Source organism: Rhizobium sp. SRDI943, from assembly GCF_057653695.1.
Genome location: NZ_CM172787.1, coordinates 1,190,792 through 1,209,909 on the forward strand (window position 1 = coordinate 1,190,792; position 19,118 = coordinate 1,209,909).

The 19,118-nt window shown below is 61.6% G+C and carries 18 protein-coding genes; 9 read left to right on the forward strand and 9 right to left on the reverse strand.

Features of this window, described 5'->3' with window-relative positions; translation table 11 throughout:
• Positions 1-38: 38 nt before the first annotated feature.
• Positions 39-1,082: an aldo/keto reductase gene (locus AC245Y_RS06075; RefSeq protein ID WP_017993525.1), complete on the reverse strand. Its 1,044-nt coding sequence runs from the start codon at positions 1,080-1,082 to the stop codon at positions 39-41.
• A gap of 215 nt (positions 1,083-1,297) precedes the next feature.
• On the opposite strand from AC245Y_RS06075, the gene fabD reads away from it, so the two are divergent.
• The 7 genes from fabD (at position 1,298) to gmk (ending at position 7,883) form a co-directional block, all read left to right on the forward strand.
• A complete protein-coding gene (gene fabD / locus AC245Y_RS06080) occupies positions 1,298-2,242 on the forward strand; it encodes an ACP S-malonyltransferase (protein ID WP_017993526.1) in 945 nt (314 codons plus the stop codon).
• Between the two features lie 51 nt (positions 2,243-2,293).
• The gene (fabG, locus tag AC245Y_RS06085; protein ID WP_003547046.1) at positions 2,294-3,031 is read left to right on the forward strand and encodes a 3-oxoacyl-[acyl-carrier-protein] reductase; all 738 of its coding nucleotides are present in this window, start codon (positions 2,294-2,296) and stop codon (positions 3,029-3,031) included.
• Between the two features lie 286 nt (positions 3,032-3,317).
• Positions 3,318-3,554, forward strand: a complete 237-nt coding sequence (locus tag AC245Y_RS06090; RefSeq protein ID WP_003547058.1) for an acyl carrier protein — start codon at positions 3,318-3,320, stop codon at positions 3,552-3,554.
• Between the two features lie 93 nt (positions 3,555-3,647).
• Positions 3,648-4,910 carry a beta-ketoacyl-ACP synthase II gene (fabF, locus tag AC245Y_RS06095; RefSeq protein ID WP_003558188.1) on the forward strand — a complete coding sequence of 421 codons (1,263 nt, stop codon included), beginning with the start codon at positions 3,648-3,650 and terminating at the stop codon, positions 4,908-4,910.
• A gap of 183 nt (positions 4,911-5,093) precedes the next feature.
• Positions 5,094-6,311, forward strand: coding sequence for an endolytic transglycosylase MltG (gene mltG / locus AC245Y_RS06100; RefSeq protein WP_020486945.1), 1,218 nt, complete (start codon positions 5,094-5,096; stop codon positions 6,309-6,311).
• Between the two features lie 18 nt (positions 6,312-6,329).
• Positions 6,330-7,217, forward strand: a complete 888-nt coding sequence (locus tag AC245Y_RS06105; protein WP_017993528.1) for a YicC/YloC family endoribonuclease — start codon at positions 6,330-6,332, stop codon at positions 7,215-7,217.
• Positions 7,218-7,220: 3 nt separating this feature from the next.
• On the forward strand, positions 7,221-7,883 hold the full coding sequence (gene gmk, locus AC245Y_RS06110; RefSeq protein ID WP_017993529.1) for a guanylate kinase: 663 nt from the start codon (positions 7,221-7,223) through the stop codon (positions 7,881-7,883).
• Between the two features lie 43 nt (positions 7,884-7,926).
• Here the strand turns inward: gmk and rsmA are convergent, their stop codons facing one another.
• The 7 genes from rsmA to AC245Y_RS06145 form a co-directional block, all read right to left on the reverse strand.
• Complete coding sequence (gene rsmA / locus AC245Y_RS06115) at positions 7,927-8,754, reverse strand: 16S rRNA (adenine(1518)-N(6)/adenine(1519)-N(6))-dimethyltransferase RsmA (protein WP_017993530.1); 828 nt, start codon at positions 8,752-8,754, stop codon at positions 7,927-7,929.
• On the reverse strand, positions 8,754-9,782 hold the full coding sequence (pdxA, locus tag AC245Y_RS06120; protein WP_017993531.1) for a 4-hydroxythreonine-4-phosphate dehydrogenase PdxA: 1,029 nt from the start codon (positions 9,780-9,782) through the stop codon (positions 8,754-8,756). The genes rsmA and pdxA overlap by 1 nt, the downstream gene beginning before the upstream one ends.
• Before the next feature lie 6 nt (positions 9,783-9,788).
• Complete coding sequence (locus AC245Y_RS06125) at positions 9,789-10,733, reverse strand: SurA N-terminal domain-containing protein (RefSeq protein ID WP_017993532.1); 945 nt, start codon at positions 10,731-10,733, stop codon at positions 9,789-9,791.
• A 184-nt stretch (positions 10,734-10,917) separates the two neighbouring features.
• Entirely contained in the window at positions 10,918-13,248 is a 2,331-nt protein-coding gene (locus AC245Y_RS06130; protein ID WP_017993533.1) for an LPS-assembly protein LptD, read from the reverse strand.
• Positions 13,248-14,336, reverse strand: coding sequence for an LPS export ABC transporter permease LptG (gene lptG / locus AC245Y_RS06135; RefSeq protein WP_012756838.1), 1,089 nt, complete (start codon positions 14,334-14,336; stop codon positions 13,248-13,250). The genes AC245Y_RS06130 and lptG overlap by 1 nt, the downstream gene beginning before the upstream one ends.
• Positions 14,333-15,514 carry an LPS export ABC transporter permease LptF gene (gene lptF / locus AC245Y_RS06140; RefSeq protein ID WP_012756839.1) on the reverse strand — a complete coding sequence of 394 codons (1,182 nt, stop codon included), beginning with the start codon at positions 15,512-15,514 and terminating at the stop codon, positions 14,333-14,335. The genes lptG and lptF overlap by 4 nt, the downstream gene beginning before the upstream one ends.
• A 100-nt stretch (positions 15,515-15,614) precedes the next feature.
• A complete protein-coding gene (locus AC245Y_RS06145; protein WP_017993535.1) occupies positions 15,615-16,388 on the reverse strand; it encodes a phosphatase PAP2 family protein in 774 nt (257 codons plus the stop codon).
• A 144-nt stretch (positions 16,389-16,532) separates the two neighbouring features.
• On the opposite strand from AC245Y_RS06145, the gene AC245Y_RS06150 reads away from it, so the two are divergent.
• Both AC245Y_RS06150 and AC245Y_RS06155 read left to right on the forward strand, forming a co-directional pair.
• Positions 16,533-18,023, forward strand: coding sequence for a leucyl aminopeptidase (locus tag AC245Y_RS06150; RefSeq protein WP_012756841.1), 1,491 nt, complete (start codon positions 16,533-16,535; stop codon positions 18,021-18,023).
• On the forward strand, positions 18,023-18,472 hold the full coding sequence (locus tag AC245Y_RS06155; RefSeq protein ID WP_012756842.1) for a DNA polymerase III subunit chi: 450 nt from the start codon (positions 18,023-18,025) through the stop codon (positions 18,470-18,472). The genes AC245Y_RS06150 and AC245Y_RS06155 overlap by 1 nt, the downstream gene beginning before the upstream one ends.
• A gap of 115 nt (positions 18,473-18,587) precedes the next feature.
• Here AC245Y_RS06155 and AC245Y_RS06160 read toward each other — a convergent pair whose 3' ends face one another.
• On the reverse strand, positions 18,588-19,091 hold the full coding sequence (locus AC245Y_RS06160; RefSeq protein ID WP_017993536.1) for a hypothetical protein: 504 nt from the start codon (positions 19,089-19,091) through the stop codon (positions 18,588-18,590).
• Between the last annotated feature and the right edge of the window lie 27 nt (positions 19,092-19,118).

Sequence of the window (19,118 nt, forward strand, 5' to 3'; positions counted from 1 at the left end):
CCAATGGTCGGCATCGGGCAGGCGCCAAACAAATAGGATCAAAGCGTCAGCGGATACTGCCGGTGCACCTTGGCGATTTCCGCCAGGATCTCGTTCGAAAGCGTAATGTCGGCCGCGCCGATATCGATTTTCAACTGCTCCATCGAGGTCGCGCCGATGATGGCCGAGGCCATGAAGGGCCTGGAAAGGCAGAAGGCGAGCGCCATTGCTGCCGGGTCGAGGCGGTATGTTGCAGCGATCTCCAGATAGGCTTTGGTCGCCGGCTCCTGTAGCGGCTGCAGGCGACCGCCGATATCGTGGTTGATCGAGCCGCGCGAACCCTTCGGCCTGCCGCCATCGACATATTTTCCGGAGAGGATGCCGCCGGCGAGCGGAGAATAGGCGAGCAGCCCGACATCCTCATGATGCGAGAGTTCGGCGAGATCGAGGTCGAAATGGCGGTAGAGCAAGTTGTATTCGTTCTGGACGCAGGCGACCCGCGGCAGGCTCTTCTGTTCGGCGAGCGTCAGATATTTCTGTATGCCCCAGGTGGTTTCGTTGGAAAGGCCGATCGCGCGGATCTTGCCTTCCTTCACCAGCACGCCAAGCGTTTCCAGGATGTCGAGCATATTGGCGACGGCCTCGTCGCGGTTCTGGTTGAAGGGATTGTAGCTCCAGTTCTGACGGAAATGGAAATGGCCGCGGTTCGGCCAGTGGATCTGGTAGAGGTCGACGTAATCCGTCTTCAGCCGCGCCAGGCTGGCTTCGAGCGCCAGGCGGATATTCTTTGCATCGGCACCTTCGCCACCACGTATATAGTCGCGGCCGCGGCCGGCGACCTTGGTGGCGAGCACGATATCGCCGCGCTTGCCGGTCTTCTTGAACCAGGTGCCGATATAGTCTTCCGTCCAGCCCTGCGTAGCGGCCGAAATCGGGGTGGTCGGATAAAGTTCGGCCGTATCGAAGAAATTGACGCCCTTTTCGACGGCGTAGTCCATCTGCGCATGAGCATCGGCTTCGCTGTTCTGCGAACCCCAGGTCATGGTGCCAAGGCAAATCTCTGAAACGGAAATCTCGGTGCGGCCTAGCGAATTGTACTTCATGGAAAAACCTTGGGAGAGAGGTGACAGCCTTGGGAGGGTTCGCGCAAATCTAGGCTGGATTTGGCGGAGCGCAAGAGCAAAAACCGGGCATTTGCGCCAGTGCAAAAGGCTTTGCGCAGAATGAGCCGCCACTTGACTCTGCCGGAAAGAATGTCAATTGGAGGCAAAACAGCCTCAAGGGGCGTATTCAGGGGCATGAGCCAGGGAATATGAGAATGACCATTGCTTTCACTTTTCCCGGTCAGGGCAGTCAGGCCGTCGGCATGGGCAAGGATCTCGCCGAGAATTTCGCCGAAGCCCGCGCCGTCTTCGATGAGGTCGATGAGGCGCTCGGTGAAAAGCTTTCGGACGTCATGTTCAACGGTCCCGAGGATACGTTGACCTTGACGGCGAACGCCCAGCCGGCGCTGATGGCCGTCTCCATCGCCGTCGTCCGCGTTCTCGAAGCCAAAGGGCTGGATCTGAAGTCCAAGGTCGCCTACGTCGCCGGCCACTCGCTCGGCGAATATTCGGCACTGTGTGCCGCCGGCACCTTTTCGCTCGCCGACACCGCGCGGCTGTTGCGTATCCGCGGCAATGCCATGCAGGCAGCCGTCCCCGTCGGCGTCGGCGCCATGGCTGCAATCATCGGCCTCGAACATGCCGACGTCGTTGCCGTCTGCGAGGCAGCCACCGCTGTCGGCGCCTGCCAGATCGCCAACGACAATGGCGGCGGCCAGATCGTCATCTCGGGCGAGAAGGCAGCCGTCGAAAAAGCGGCCGGCCTTGCGACCGACAAGGGCGCCAAGCGTGCCATTCTGCTGCCGGTCTCCGCTCCCTTCCATTCGGCGCTGATGGCGCCTGCCGCCGACGCCATGCGCGAGGCGCTGGCAAAAGTCGCCAAGTCCGATCCCGTCGTGCCTGTCATCGCCAATGTCCGTGCCGCCCCGGTGACGAGCGCCGACGAAATCGCGAACCTCCTCGTCGAGCAGGTGACCGGCCAGGTCCGCTGGCGCGAGACGGTGGAATGGTTCGCTGGAAATGGCATCACGACGCTTTACGAACTCGGCTCCGGCAAGGTGCTGACCGGCCTTGCCCGCCGCATCGACAAGACGATCAACGGCATCTCCGTCAACGGTCCGGCGGATATCGACGCGGCCGTCGCCGCCCTCATGGCCTGATTGGTATCTCCGGACACCGGATTTGGTGTCCCTTATATAAGGAACGTTTCCATGCTCGATCTTTCCGGCCGCAAGGCTCTCGTCACCGGCGCATCGGGCGGTATCGGCGAGGAAATCGCCCGCCTTCTTCATAAGCAGGGCGCCGTCGTCGGCCTGCATGGCACCCGCGTCGAGAAGCTGGAAGCGCTGGCCGCCGATCTCGGCGAGCGCGTCAAGATCTTCCCGGCGAACCTGTCCGACCGCGATGAGGTCAAGGCGCTCGGCCAGAAAGCCGAGGCCGATCTCGAAGGCGTCGACATCCTCGTCAACAACGCCGGCATCACCCGCGACGGCCTCTTCGTGCGCATGAGCGACGAGGACTGGGACAGCGTCATCGAAGTGAACCTGACAGCGACCTTCCGCCTGACGCGCGAATTGACGCATCCGATGATGCGCCGCCGCTATGGCCGCATCATCAACATCACTTCCGTCGTCGGCGTCACCGGCAATCCGGGCCAGGCCAATTACTGCGCCTCCAAGGCCGGCATGATCGGCTTCACCAAGTCTTTGGCGCAGGAAATTGCCACCCGCAACGTGACGGTCAACTGCGTGGCACCCGGTTTCATCGAGAGCGCCATGACCGGCAAGCTGAACGATAAGCAGAAGGAAGCGATCATGGGGGCGATCCCGATGAAGCGCATGGGCACGGGTGGCGAAGTCGCTTCGGCGGTTGCTTACCTTGCGTCCTCCGAGGCTGCCTATATGACGGGCCAGACGCTGCACGTAAACGGCGGCATGGCGATGATCTGAAACGACAAACCGCTGGCATGGGAATATTTCCGCCAATAGGATGTTGAGCAATCACGAACCGTTGATTTTCTGGCTTTGCGGCAGACATAAAGCATGTTAAGCGGGCCATGACTGTGAACAGTCGTCCCGAGAAAGCAGACGGACCGGCGGGCTTTTTGCAAGCCTGGGACATCTCTGAAGCCGGGTAAACGAGTTTGCCGAGGATGTCTGAAAACATCGCAGGCTGAAACAGGGTAGGGGTGCCGCGATGGCATTCCGATCAGGACATAAGGTCGAGGAAACCGACATGAGCGATATCGCAGAACGCGTAAAGAAAATTGTTATTGATCATCTTGGCGTTGATGCCGACAAGGTCGTCGAGAGCGCCAGCTTTATCGACGATCTGGGCGCTGACTCGCTCGACACGGTCGAACTTGTCATGGCTTTCGAAGAAGAATTCGGCGTTGAAATTCCTGACGACGCTGCCGACTCGATCCTGACGGTCGGCGATGCAGTGAAGTTCATTGAGAAGGCCCAGGCCTGATCCTGTGAATTTGAGAAAGGGCGGGCCTGGAGTCCGCCCTTTTCTTTTCGGCATATTTCTCCATAGAACATAAGAGACGGGGGAAAGCACGCGATGAGACGTGTCGTCATCACCGGTACCGGCATGGTATCACCCTTGGGATGCGGAACCGAGGTGACGTGGTCCCGGCTGCTTGCCGGTCAGAACGGCGCCCGCCTCGTCACCGAATTCGAGGTCGATGACCTTCCCGCCAAGATCGCCTGCCGTATTCCTATCGGTGACGGCACCGACGGCACCTTCAATGTCGATCAGTGGATGGAGCCGAAGGAGCAGCGCAAGGTCGATCCCTTCATCATCTACGGCATGGCCGCCGCCGACATGGCGCTTGCCGATGCCGGCTGGCATCCTGAAACCGATGAGGACCAGATCGCCACCGGCGTGCTGATCGGCTCCGGCATCGGCGGCATCGAAGGCATCGTCGAGGCGGGTTACACCCTGCGCGACAAGGGCCCGCGCCGTATCTCCCCTTTCTTCATTCCCGGCCGCCTGATCAACCTCGTCTCCGGCCAGGTCTCGATCCGCCACAAGCTGCGCGGACCCAATCATTCGGTCGTCACCGCCTGCTCGACGGGTGCGCATGCGATCGGCGATGCAGCGCGGCTGATTGCGCTGGGTGATGCCGACGTCATGGTCGCCGGCGGCACGGAATCCCCTGTCAGCCGCATTTCGCTTGCAGGTTTTGCCGCCTGCAAGGCGCTGTCGACCCAACACAATGACGACCCGAAGAAAGCGTCGCGCCCCTATGATCGCGACCGCGACGGCTTCGTCATGGGCGAGGGTGCCGGCATTGTCGTGCTTGAGGAACTGGAACATGCCAAGGCGCGCGGCGCCAGGATCTACGCCGAAATCGTCGGCTACGGCCTGTCGGGCGATGCCTATCACATCACCGCGCCGTCCGAAGACGGCGAGGGCGCCGGTCGCTGCATGGCGATGGCGCTGAAGCGCGCCGGGCTGACGCCGGCTGATATCGACTACATCAATGCCCACGGTACCTCGACCATGGCCGACACGATCGAACTCGGCGCCGTCGAGCGGCTGGTCGGCAATGCGGCGTCGAAGATCTCCATGTCCTCGACTAAGTCGGCGACAGGACACCTTCTCGGTGCAGCCGGCGCCATCGAGGCGATCTTCACCACGCTCGCCATTCGCGACAATATCGCGCCGCCGACGCTCAATCTCGACAATCCCGAACGTGAGACGGCGATCGACCTTGTCCCGCACAAGGCGCGTGAGCGGGAAATCAATGTGGCGCTGTCCAACTCGTTCGGATTCGGCGGCACGAACGCGTCGCTCGTACTGCGCCGCTACGCGCAATAAGAGTCCTGCAAGCGGTGTAATGGGTCTCCCTTGCACCGCAGGCCGGCCGTCCTCTACGTTGCGTGGCAGGGCGTGCGAAAGCATAACGACCGGCAGCGGCGTCGTTGAACGGCGGCAGAACCTGCTTTTGCCGCATTGCTTCGCGAAATAGCGAAGTGAGGGTCAAGTTTTAGAGGATTGCCGGTGAGCGATACGACGAACCAGAGCAACGATACCCAGGCGCAGAAGGGACCGATCATCCCGAAGTCGCCGAGCGAAGCCCTGCGTCCGGAACGCGTTCCGGAGCCGCCGAAGCGGTCCAAGAAAGCCCGCGGCCAGGTCGTTCTTTTCCTGAACTTCATCATGACGTTGGCGGTTCTGGTCTGTGTCGTCGCCATCATCGGCTTCTACTACGCCACATCGACCTATCGGAATCCCGGTCCGCTGCAGACCAACACCAATTTTATCGTCCGCAACGGCGCTGGTCTGACCGAAATCGCCTCGAACCTCGAGCGCAACGCGATCATCAGCGATGCCCGCATCTTCCGCTATCTCACGGCAACGCATCTTTCTGCCGGTGAGAGCCTCAAGGCGGGTGAATACGAGATCAAGGCGAGGGCATCCATGAGAGATATCATGGAGCTGCTGAAATCGGGCAAGTCCATTCTCTATTCCGTTTCCTTCCCTGAGGGACTGACGGTCCGACAGATGTTCGACCGCATGCTGCAGGATACCGTGCTGGAAGGCGACTTGCCGGCGGCATTGCCGACCGAGGGTAGCCTGCGTCCGGATACCTACAAATTCTCGCGCGGCACCAAGCGCTCGGAAATCATCGAACAGATGACGGCTGCGCAGCAGAAGCTCGTCGATCAGATCTGGGACAAGCGCGACTCGTCGCTGCCGCTGCGGTCCAAGGAAGAATTCGTGACACTCGCCTCGATCGTCGAAAAGGAAACCGGCGTTCCCGACGAGCGAGCCCACGTCGCCTCCGTTTTCCTGAACCGGATCGGCAAGGGCATGCGCCTGCAGTCCGACCCGACGATCATCTACGGCCTCTTCGGCGGCGAGGGCAAACCGGCCGACCGGCCGATCTACCAGTCGGACCTGAAGCGGGATACACCTTACAACACCTATGTCATCAAGGGTCTGCCGCCGACGCCGATCGCCAATCCCGGCAAGGATGCGCTGGAAGCCGTCGCCAATCCCTGGAAGACGCAGGACCTCTATTTCGTCGCCGACGGCTCCGGTGGCCATGTTTTCGCTGCGACGCTCGAGGAGCACAATGCCAACGTCAAGCGCTGGCGCAAGCTCGAAGCCGACAAGGGTTCGGACCCGAACATCGCAGTCGACGGCCAGCCGGAAGAGCAGCCGGCGGATAGTGGCGCGACCGTCGCGCCGCCGAAGAAAAAGAAGATCAACTGAGACTTTCGGGAGGCACGCATGGCTTTGCAGTCCATGACCGGTTTTGCGCGGCGCGAGGGAACGAGCGGCCGCTGGCGCTGGGCATGGGAATTGCGCTCGGTCAACGGCAAGGGCCTCGACCTGCGCTTGCGCCTGCCGCCCGGCCTCGAACGCATGGAGGCAGACGTCCGCCGCCTCGCCGGCGAAAGCTTCAGCCGCGGCAACCTGCAGGCATCGCTATCCGTCACCGCCGACGAGAACCGTTTCGAGGCGGTGCTGAACAGGCAAGCGCTCGCTGCCGTGCTGGCCATGCGCGAGCAGTTGGACGGTGTCATCGATCCGGCGCCGCTGAAGCTCGATACGCTGCTTCTGGTGCGCGGCATCGTCGAATTCCGCGAAAGCGAGGATGGCGAGGAGGCGCTTGCCGCCCGTGACGCCGATATCGCTGCCGGCCTGCTGGCCGCGCTTGCCGATCTGAGAGCAATGCGCGAACAGGAAGGGTCGGCGCTGGCCCGCATTCTTCACGACCACGTCACGACGATCGAAGGCCTGACACGGACGATCGAGGCCGACCCCTCGCGCTCGCCGCGGGAGATCGCTGCGCGGCTTGCTGCGCAGGTTGCCTTGTTGATGGACGGCATGGCCGCGCTCGACCGCGACAGGCTGCATGCCGAAGCCGCGCTACTGGCGACCAAGGCGGATCTGCGCGAGGAAATCGATCGTCTGAAGGCTCATGTCGCCGCAGCGCGCGATCTCCTGGTGAAAGGTGGCCCCGCCGGGCGCCGGCTGGACTTCCTTGCACAGGAATTTAACCGCGAATCGAATACCATCTGCTCGAAGTCGAATGCTTCGGCGGTCACCGCTGCCGGCATCGAGCTGAAAGTCGTGATCGACCAGTTCCGCGAGCAGGTCCAGAATTTGGAGTAAGACATGAAACCGGCGAAATCCTCGCCCGTGCAGATCGCCCGCCGCGGTCTGATGCTTGTCATCTCGTCGCCGTCGGGCGCCGGCAAGTCCACCATCGCGCGCACGCTGCTGGAGACCGACAGGCAAATCGGCCTTTCCGTCAGCGTCACCACGCGCCAGCGCCGCCCGAGCGAAGTCGAGGATGTGCATTACCACTTCAAGAGTGTGCGCGAGTTCGAGCGGCTGCGCGATAGCGACGCGCTGCTCGAATGGGCCGAGGTGCATGGCAATTTCTACGGCACGCCGCGCGAGCCGGTCGAGCAGGCCATGGGCGAAGGCCGCGACATGCTCTTCGACATCGATTGGCAGGGCGCCCAGCAATTGCAGGAGAAGATGTCGGCCGACGTCGTCTCGATCTTCGTGCTGCCGCCGACCATGACCGAGCTTCAGTCGCGGCTGCATCGCCGTGCCGAGGATTCCGAGGCGGTCATCCAGACGCGCCTCGCCAACAGCCGCGCCGAGATCGCCCACTGGCGCGAATACGACTATGTCATCGTCAATGACGATCTCAACGCCGCCCTCGACGCCGTCCAGTCGATCGTCAAGGCCGAACGCCTGCGTCGCGACCGCCGCCACGGCATGTTCGACTTCGTCCGCGAGTTGCTGGAAGAGACGCCGTCGCTTTAGAGTAAACTCCTGGGAAAACCGCTCGCACCTCGCTGGAGTTGCCCTACAGGCTGTTCGCGAGAAGGCAGAATTCCTCGACGGACAAGGTTTCAGCCCGCCGCGCCGGATCGATCCCGGCCTTGACGAGCAGGCTCTCGCCGCCGAGCGGTTTCAGGCTTTGACGGAGCATCTTGCGGCGCTGGCCGAAGGCGGCCTGCGTCACCTTTTCCAGGTTGGCGACGGCGCAGGGGATGGGGGTGTCGCGGGGTATGAGATGCACGACCGTCGACGTCACTTTCGGCGGCGGCGTGAAGGCTTGCGGCGGCACGTCGAAGGCCATGCGTGCCTCCGTCCGCCAGCCGCAGAGCACACCCAGGCGGCCGTAATGGTCATCGTCTTCGTTGGCGACGATACGCTCGCCGACTTCCTTCTGAAACATCAGCGTCAGCGACTGCCAGAACGGCGGCCAGGCTTTCGGCAGCAGCCAATTGACCAGCAACTGCGTGCCGACATTGTAGGGCAGGTTGGCGATGATCTTGACCGGGCCTTCCGGGACCAAGGTCTCGAAATCAATCTTCAGCGCATCGCCTTCGATCACCTCCAGCCGGCCGGGATAATGATCGGCGATCTCGGCGAGTGCCGGCAGGCAGCGGGGATCCCGCTCGATGGCGATGACCTTTCTGGCGCCGAGCGCCAGGATCGCCCGCGTCAATCCGCCAGGGCCGGGGCCGACCTCAACGATGGTCGCCTCTTCGAGTGTACCCGCCGTGCGGGCGATCTTCTGCGTGAGGTTGAGGTCGAGCAGGAAATTTTGCCCGAGCGCCTTGCGCGCATCGAGGCCGTGACGCTGGATGACGTCGCGAAGCGGCGGCAGGCCATCGAGTGCTGCCATCAGCGACGGCTTTCCACACTGCGGCCGAGTTGCGCGGCGAGCTTCAGCGCTGCGACGAGGCTGTGCTCGCGCGCCAGTCCCTTGCCGGCAATGCCGAAAGCTGTGCCGTGATCCGGCGAGGTGCGCACGAAGGGCAGCCCGAGCGTCACGTTGACGCTGTCGTCGAAACCAAGTGCCTTGGCCGGGATCAGCGCCTGATCGTGATACATGCAGATGGCGACGTCGTATCGCGACCGCGCCTCGTCATGAAACATCGTATCGGCGGGCAGGGGGCCGATCGCATCGATGCCCTCGTCGCGCAGGCGCTCGATCGCCGGGCGGATGACGTCTTCGTCCTCCGTGCCGATCGCTCCGCCTTCGCCCGCATGCGGGTTGAGGCCGGCAACGGCGAGCCGCGGTGCCTCGATGCCGAAGCGCTGCTTCAGGTCTTCATGGGCGATCCGGCAGGTTTCCATGATCAGTTCGCCCGTCAGCGCCGCCGGCACGTCCCGGATCGGAATGTGGATGGTGACGGGAATGGCCCGGAGCTTCGGTCCGGACAGCATCATGACAGGTGTCACCGGCCGGCCGGTCGCCCTGGCGGCGAGATCGGCGAGAAATTCGGTATGGCCGGGAAACCGGAAACCTGCCTCGTAAAGCACGGCCTTGGCGATCGGATTGGTGACGACCGCGAGCACTTCGCCGCTGATGACAAGCGACACGGCTTTCTCGATCGACGCGATCGTGCCTTTCGCCGTCGCCTCATGCGGTTCGCCGGCGACGACCTCGATACCAGCAGGTATGGTCATGACGGGCAGCGCGTCGGCAAAAATCCCGGCGGCTTCGCTGGCTTTATCGGTCTCGCGAATCGAAACCGCCAGATTGAGCTGGCGGGCTCTCAGCGCCAGAACATCGGGGTCGCCGATCAGGAAGAAGGGTGGCAGCCCGAGTTCACGCCGCCTCAGCCAGGCCGTCAAAGTAATATCCGGCCCGATGCCGGCGGGGTCGCCCTGGCTCAGCGCAAGCGGTCGCGAAAACGGTATCGCCATTGTCGGTCAGCGATAGGCGATCTGCGCCTTTTTGCGCAGTTCATCCAGGTATTTCTTGCTGTTTTCGTTTTCCGGGCTGGCGTCCTTGCCACCCTTGGACTTGTCGAGATCTTCCTGGCGGAAAACCATCTCGGCGGCCTGGTCGTCGGAGACCTGCCGCTGGCTGCAGATTGCCAGATATTCGACGCCCTTGTCGGTGACGCGGGTCCCTGTCGTGTTGCCCTTGGCCTGCTCGACCAGCGGCTTCCAGTCCGGCGGGATCTCGGGGGCGAGCATGCGGCCGAGATCGCGCACGGAAACGTCGCGCATCGTCGCGGCAAACACCTTTGCCTGATCGCAGCCCGGAAATTTGGAGCGCGACGCCTCGGCCTCGCCCTTGCGCTTGCCGGTGATGGCGCCGCGCTTGGCTTGCGGAATGACGAAGATGACCTGCTGCAGCATATATTCCGTCGTCACCGGCTTCTGCTTGTTGTTCTGCATCATGCGCGAGACGAGATCATAGTTCGACAGCCGTGAGGTCGAGCCGTAGCGGGCGTTGACGACACGCGGCCAGCTCATCTGCACGGCGATGAAACCCTTGAAATGATCGACGCCGACGCCGGCGCGATCGAGGATCTGCGACATCTGCTCAGGGGAAAGCTTGTTGCCGCTGGAAAAGCGCGCGAAAGACGCATCGACGTCCTGCTGCGAAACCGACATATGGACGCGGGTGACTTCCTGCCGCTTGAGCGCCTCGTCGATCAATTGCTCCTCGGCGGCCTTGGCATCGGCCTTCGTATGCTGCAGGCGCAGGAAAGCCTGGCGCTTGGCGACATCGCCGCTGGTGATGGCCGTGCCGTTCACCACCGCCTTGACTTCACTGGCCGCAAGCGCTGGACCGGCAAGGCCCGTCAGCAATGCAAGCGCTGCCCCGGCGAGGAACTTGGTTATGGCATTTTTCGCGTGAATCATCTGTTGACCTCCCGATAGCGTCGCGAGACGTTGTTCGCGGCGTTCTTACCACAGTGCGAGACACGCGGAAATCGCTTCCGTCACGGCGCGAAACCCCTATGCCTCAGATATCGACTGGCGGCAATGTCCTGCACAGGCTTACGGCGAAAGAATGGCTTCAGCCCATCTTTGCGCCGTCCGTCAGTCATTCCAGGGTGTCGGTGCCGATCTTGATGTCGCCGAGCGTGCGGAAGGTCAGCCGAGCGCCGATCGTCCAGTCGCTTGCCGTCTCGTCGTCGGAATCCCTGCTGTCCGTATAGGCGATCGTGAAGATCGTGCATTCGTCTTCATAAGAGAGGCCGAGCGTCCGGCGGCTGATCACATCATTGTTCAGATCCCAGGCAATGCCGCCGAAGATGGACCAGTAATCCTTGAACTTGACCCTGCTGTTGGTCTGGATCTCGTCATTGTCCTCGGCGAAGCCATATGCCGGCTGAGCGCTAAGATGAGTGTAGGTCAGCTGCGTCGAGAAGGTGTCGTTCTGGTAGGCCGTCGTCAGGTCGCCGCGGCGGAATTCGAAGTCCTTCTCGTCGAGGCGGTAGGAGGCTGCGACGGAAACGCCGTACGGTGTTTCGACGCCGCCAAGGCCGACATAATCGGAGCGGTCGGTTTCAAGGCCCGAATCCGCACCGACATTGACGAGGTCATCGGTCGCAAACGAATTCTGGCCGGCGATCTGATAGGATTGGCCGAAGATGCCGTGCAGCTTGTAACCGCTGTCGAATGTACCGGTGTACTGAACGCCGACATTGGCGCGGGTACCGCCTTCGATCCGGTCGTAGCCCGAGAACTTGTCGCGGTCGAACAGCGAGGTGGCGTCGAAGACGAAGCTCTGCGCATCTTCGTTCGGCAGGCGCCCTGCGAGCTGCTCGTCGGGGCGGGCATAGATCTGTGCGATCGGCTCGAGGATATGGGTGCTATTGTCCGTCGTCATCAGGATCGGATAACGCATCTCCAGCCCGGCCGTGAACATCGAGCGGGTGGCGGAATTGCCGTCGACATAGTTGCCTGTGTAGCCTGTAGGATCATCCATATTCAGCGCGAAGGCATCGCCGCGCGCGGCCAGCAGCGGCGTGATCACCAGGCCGGTCGGCGTGACATAGGTGCGCTTCCATTGCAGCTCGGCAGTCAGCCGCGAGGTCTGGCCCTTCAGGCCGCGGAAGCGGTCGAAGCCGTCGACGGTATAGAAGTCGTCATGGGTGCGCGAAATATTCGTCAGGTTGACGTCCGCCGACAGTTCGCCGCCTGCAAGCGGCTGCGGCGCCACATAGTGGTAATCGAGCGACGGATAGACGATCGCCTGCTGCTTTTCAGCGGTATTCGTCCGATCGGCATCCTGGACGTCGAAATAGAACGCCCGCATGTCGAAATAATTGCGTTTCCCGAGCCCTGTCAGGTAGATCTGGTTGGTACGATCCGTACCGGTCAGGCCCCGCAGCTTGTACGTTTTCGAGAAATTGTTGTCGCTCTGCATCATGACGTCCCAGCCGAACGTCCAGCGCGGATTGATGCGGAATTCGGCCTTCGATGCCACCATGCCACGCTGGTTAGCTTCGGCATCGGTGGTGCCGGAGCTGAAATTGCCCGGCTTTGCCTGGTCGATGCCGGCAACGCGCAGGATATGTGTGCCATTTTCAAAGCGCTGGCGGAATTCGCCTTCGATGAGGAAGCCCTGGGCCGTGTAGCCCGTCGCGGTGACCGTCGCGTCCATGCTCGGCGAGATCACATAATAATAAGGAACGGAAAGACCGAAGCCGAGATTTTGCGACAGGCTCATCGTCGGGAAGAGAAAGCCCGACTTGCGCTTCACCGTATTGTCGGGAACTTCGATGAACGGCAGGAAGGCGATCGGATGGCCGAGCAACTCGAAGCGCGCTCTCTCCAGACGGATCGTATGCGTCTCGCCGTTCTGGATCACCCGCTGGGCCTTGACCTGCCAGAAGGGCGCGCGCTTCGGATCTTCGGCGCAGGGAAGGCAGGCCGTGTAGACGCCCTTGTTGAGAATCATCTTCGTGCCGCCGACGCGCTCGCCGCTTTCGGCGACGATGCGGGTATTGTCGGCGGTCTCGATGCGCAACGAGTTCAGGAACCCGTCGGCAAAATTGTCGGTCACATCAAGGTTGTCGGCATAGATACGGTTGCCGTCCGGGCTGACCAGCTCGACATTGCCAAGCGCCATCATCCGGCCGGTCTTCTGATTGTACTCGACCTTCTGCGCGACCATTTTATAGCCGCCATAGTTGATCTGCACGCCGCCGACCGCCGACACCAGATCGGCGTCACGGTTATAGACCAGTTCATTGGCCGAAAGCAGAAGCTTGGCCCCTTCGGGGATCTTCGTCTCGATATTTTGTTCAGGCGCGCTGGCCTGGCCGTAAGAGGCCGGGACGCTGCCGAAATAGGAACATAGAGTCGCGCCGACAAGCAGGGCAACCAGCTGTTTACTAATAAAATACTTGCGGTCGCCTGCCGCCACTAGCCGTCCTCCTGATGAAGCAGAATAGTCGCACCCAAGGCCAGCGCGACGACCACCGGTATCCACGTCGCCACGAAGGGGGGCACAACTCCACTGCTTCCGAATGCCTTTACAAGCACGGTGATGACATAAAGCATGAAGCCCGAAAGGATGCCACCCAGAATCACGGAGCGGGATTGGTTGAACCGGCTAAATTTTAGGGACACTGTTGCGGCTATGAAAGTCATGGCCACCAGCAGCAATGGCTGGGACAACAGGGAGTTGAATTGCGTCTCCAGCGCCTTGGTCGAGATGCCGAAGGATTTGGCCGCCGCAATCCGGTTGGAAAGGTCAAAGAAACCAATTGTTTCCGGCGCTGTCAGCCGCTCCTGGACGAAGTCCTGTTTCAGATTGGTGCGAAGTTGAACCGAAGCTTTACGCACGGGGATTTCGCCAGGCTTGCGCTCGACAACGTTGTTAAGTTGCCAGTAACCATCTTCCAACTTTGCCGTGGCGGCGTCCTGTCTCAGAATGACCTGACCGCTTGAATCGAAATGGATCAGCACCGCGTCGATCAGCTTGGTTCCGCTCTCTTGGACCGTTTGGGCGCCGATGATGACATCGTCCCGGCCGCTGATCTGGCGCAGCCACGGAATCTGCGGTGCCTTGCGCAGAACCGCGTTCTCGCCGCGCCAGTCGGATTCGACCAGCAGCGCCTGGCGCTGTCCCCACGCGGCAAGTGGGTTCAGCGCCGCCATCGTCAACAGGCCGAGCACCAGCGAGCCGGCGATGAAGGGGAACATGAACTGCCAGACCGAAATGCCGGCTGCGCGCGTGACGACGAGTTCATATTTGCGGTTGAGGCCGATCAGCACCGTCATGCCGACGAAGAGAGCTATGAACGGCACCGTCTGCTGCAGGATGAGCGGCAGGCGCACGGCGGTCATCAGGACGCCGCCGCCGATCGTGTAGCCGGGGAGGCCGGACATGCGGCCCGCCGTCTCGCTGAAATCGAGGAGGAAGGAGATCGCCGAGACGCCGATCAGGAACCAGCCCGTCGTCACCAGATAGCGGCGAAAGAAATAACGCGACAATGTCCCGAACATCATTGGGCAGCGCCCCCGCCGGTCCTGCCGGTCACGGCAAGCAGCCTTTCCTGCATCCCTCTCCAGAAGGACGAAATCCGGTCCCGGATGAACGACGGCATGACCAGTCGTTTGTGCAGGCCGAGGAAGACGATCGAGACGATGCTGCTGACGATCGGGATGGCGTAGAGGACGGCGATATATTCAGGGTCGGTATCGATCTGATTGGCCGCGTAGAAGGCCGCCCATCGCATCGCGAAGGCATAGGCGAGAGCGCTCACCATCGGATGCAGCCGCGCTTCGCGGTGCGAGCGCGCATCGCCGGCGATCGCCAGCGAAAACAGCGCAAAGACGACGGGCAGGATCCAGTCGGTCAGCCGCCGATGCAGTTCGGCGCGGTAGCTCTGCGGCCGGATCGTATAGTCCTTGTCGGCCGGATCCGGATTGATCAGGAACCACAGGTCACGGTCGCTGGCGCGCAGCGTCGCCTGACCGCGATTCTCCGTCATGTCCGAGAGGTCGAAGGAATAGGAATCGAAATTGATGACTGAGACGTTGCCATCGGGCGTTTTGCGGTGCACTTCGCCCTCATGCATGATCAGCGTCGTGCCCGTATCGTCGACGGCGCCTTCCTTCGCATAATAGATCAGTTCGTAGGCCGGGTCGCGCTCGTCGGCGACGAAAAGGCCCTTCAGCATGCGGCCGGCCATCCGCTTCGAGATCTGCACATACAGGCCTTCATCGAGCTTGCGGAAGGTCTTTTCCTCAATCACCGAAGAGAGGAGGTCAGCATAGGTCTCGGCGATCATCTGGCGCACGACGGTCTTTGCGCGCGGCTCGACGACGTTGTCGACGAAGAATGAAAAGACGCTGATGGCGGCGGCAAGCAGCAGGATCGGACGGATCAGCACGCTGCGCCGCGCCCCGGCCGCATCGATGACGGTCAGCTCGGAATCATTGTTCATCGTCGTCAGCGTCTGGGTGATCGCGATAACGAGAGCGAAGGGCAGCACGACGGGAATGATCGACGGCAGGATCATCGTCGCCAGCTTGGCGAACGAGCCGATCGACTGGCCGCTGTCGGTAACCAGATTGATGCGCTGCAGAACCTGAGTCGTCCAAATGATCGCCAGAACGGGCAGGAGCGCCACGAGAAACATCTGGCCGACGCGCCGCAATATGTATGTCTCGAGTAGTTTCATGCCTGCCCTTGAAAGCACCTGCACGCCCAAACGGCTTTGCAGGAGAATCCCTCTACGCTCTTTGTCGCGCTTTTGCGACAAGCTGGTGTCAAAAATTCATTCAAATTTCAGAATTTTTTTGATGCTGTTGCGACTCAGTTAACGCCAGCAATGCGGCGAAGACGACAAGCGAGGAAAGCCATCCGAGAACGACGTCGGAAAGGTAGTGCGCGCCGAAGGATAGCCGCATCGCCGGGGTGAGGATCGAGATCGCCGCCACGGGCGGCGCCAGCGCAAAACGCAGGGATTTCGGAACGAAGAGCAGAAGGCAGAAGAGCCAGCCGGCGCTTGCAGCCTCGCCTGAGATGAATGAGCAGTTCGAAACGCATTTACCGGCAAGCGAACCTGCCTCGGCGAAATGCAGCGCACCGCCGAAAATATCCGTCTGTATCGGCCGCGGCCGGCCCCAATGTTCCTTCAGGACGACATTGACGAGCAGCACCGGCCCGATCAGCAGCGTTCCGAGCGCGACTTTGAGCTTTTGCGCCCGCGCAGCGTTGAAGGTCGCGCCATGCTGCCGGTAGCACTCGACGAGTTTCCACACCATCACGATCGCCACCACATAGGGCAGGCGGAAGAAGACGGTGCGCAGCAGGTCGAAGGCCGCGACGTCGCGATAGGGAAAGCCGCCGCAGATGCTCCCGGCAGCAGCAGCCGCGTCGCAATCTGCGCCCACGAAAAAAAGCTGGGAAAAATAGATGTCTATTGCGGGGAAGGCCCGGAAGACGGCAAGCAGCGCCCACCACGTCCAAAACAGCAGCATGAATGCACCGAAAGTCGTTTTCGGCAGGCGGATTGCCAGGTCCCGCCATCGATTTTTCGAAAAAACTGTCAACGCTAATATCTACGAAACTGACGAAAACATGAGAGCCCTGATGGCTGCGGGCGACCATAACAATTGTCGCAAGCCATTGACAGACCCGCCAAAGGCGAAATTATCCGCGACGGACGGATTTCAAAGAATCCCAGCGGAGAAGACATGTCAGCAAAGTTGGAAGTTTCATTCTCGAAGTCGGCAAAGCCCAATGGCGGCCTGGCGATCTTGTTGAAGACTGCGGAGGCCGACAGCGCTGCCGGCGCCGATACGGTCGACCCGGCAGGCGTGATCGTCAAGGCTGCTAGGATCGCCCGATTCTCCGCGAAATCCATGAGCGGGCTCGATATTGTCGCCCCCGAGGGCGCGCCCGTCGAGCGCATCGTCGTCATCGGGCTCGGCAAGGCCGCCGAACTCACCGCCCATGACTGGCTGAAGGCCGGCGGTGCTGCGGCATCGAGAATCAAGAACACCGACAAGGCCGCCGTCTTCATCGACGTGCCTGGCCTCGCGACCAGCGCGCGGGCAGCCGCCGATTTCGCGCTCGGCATGCTGCTGCGCACCTATAGCTTCGATACCTACAAGACGAAGAAGGGCGATGAGGAGGAAAAACCGGCGAAGTCCGTCAAGGTGACGATCGTCACCGCCGATCCGGCTGGTGCCAAGAAGGCGTTTTCCGATTCCGAAGCGATCGCCGGCGGCGTCAATCTGGCCCGTGACCTCGTCAATGAACCGCCGAACGTGCTCGGTCCCGTGGAGTTCGCCGCCAAGGCGAAGGAACTGGAAAAGCTCGGCGTCGAAGTCGAAATCCTGACGGAGCGCGAAATGCGCCGCCTCGGCATGGGCGCTCTTCTCGGCGTCGCCCAGGGCTCCGTGCGCCCGCCGCGCCTGGCGGTCATGCAGTGGAAGGGCGGCAAGGGCAAGGATCGTCCCGTCGCCTTCATCGGCAAGGGCGTCGTCTTCGATACCGGCGGCATTTCGATCAAGCCGGCGGCCGGCATGGAAGATATGAAAGGCGATATGGGCGGTGCGGCAGCCGTCACCGGCCTGATGCATGTGCTCGCCTCCCGCAAGGCCGCCGTCAACGCCATCGGCATCATCGGCCTGGTCGAGAACATGCCTGACGGCAACGCCCAGCGTCCTGGTGATATCGTCACCTCGATGTCCGGCCAGACGATCGAGGTGATCAACACCGATGCCGAGGGCCGCCTCGTGCTCTGCGATGCGCTCTGGTATTGCAACGACCGCTTCAAGCCGCAGTTCATGATCAATCTCGCCACGCTGACCGGTGCGATCGTCGTGGCTCTCGGCAACGTGCATGCCGGCTTGTTCTCCAATGACGACCAGCTATCCGCCCAACTGACGGCAGCCGGCCTGTCGAGCAACGAAAAACTCTGGCGCATGCCGCTCGGCAGGGATTACGACAAGCTGATCGACAGCAAGTTCGCCGATATGAAGAACACCGGCGGCCGACAGGCGGGCTCGATCACCGCCGCACATTTCCTCAAGCGGTTCGTGCAGGACACGCCTTGGGCGCATCTCGATATTGCCGGCACGGCGATGGGCTCGCCGCAGGACGAGATCAACCAGTCCTGGGGTTCCGGCTTCGGCGTGCGCCTGCTCGACGAACTCGTTCGCGCCCATTATGAATCCTGATGACGGACGTTCTCTTCTATCATCTGACTGAAACCAGGCTGGAGGACGCGCTTCCGCCGCTCATCGACAAAAGCGTCGAGCGCGGCTGGCGCGTTGCCGTCCAGACGCGCGAGCCGGCGCGGCGTGATGCTCTCGATCAGCATCTGTGGACTTTCCGCGAGGAGAGCTTCCTGCCGCACGGCACCGACGAGGCGGATTTCGCCGAAAGCCAGCCGGTGCTTTTGACGGTGACGCCGGACAATGCCAATGCGGCGACCGTGCGTTTCATCGTCGACGGCGCCGAGCCGCCGCCGGCCGATGCCTATGAGCGCATCGTCTTCATGTTCGACGGTCATGACCAGGAGCAACTGGAGGCCGCCCGTGCGCAGTGGAAGAAGCTGAAAGGCGAGGGGCACAACCTCACCTATTGGCAGCAGACGTCAGAGGGGCGTTGGGAGAAGAAGGCCTGAGCGTTTTACCGACACCAGAGCATGGCGCGTCTTTTCAGACGCGCCAGGACACTGTAACACTTTGAATTGCTGCATGAAGCCGTCCAGCTTCGCTCTCACCGGCTGGCGGTAGCCGTTATCCTTTCGACCCTTTGTCCTCGTCGAGGTTCGTCAGGATGTTGAGGGGGACGATCCCGCCAGCACTTTCCGACGCGTCGAGCGCCTCGACTGCCAAAACATGCTTTCCATTCGGACTGACAAAAGCGAATGCCCACGCCTTGTCGGCAAAGGTGCTGACCGGCATTTCCGCCCAGCCGGCTTGATGGACAAGGCGTTCGGCATAATAGGCTTTGATGGTCTGCGGTTCGGTGGTGCTGGCGAGATTGCGCGCCAGGATGCGCATGGACTTCTCTCCGAACCGCCCTTCCAGTTGGCCCAACACCCTGCGAGTGGCCTGCCAATCCTCTGCCTGGGTCGCCGATCCGAAGGAATATTCCTCGGATCGGGAAAGGCCCGGTGCATCAGGCGGCATGGCGACCTGTTCGCTCCAACATGCCGCAAGGCCGAGAAGCGGTACCACAAGGATGCCAATTTTCAACACGCGGGAAAATCGGCCCTTGCGGCCAATTTTATTGCTCATGAGCGGCTGCCCCCGAACACGATTGCC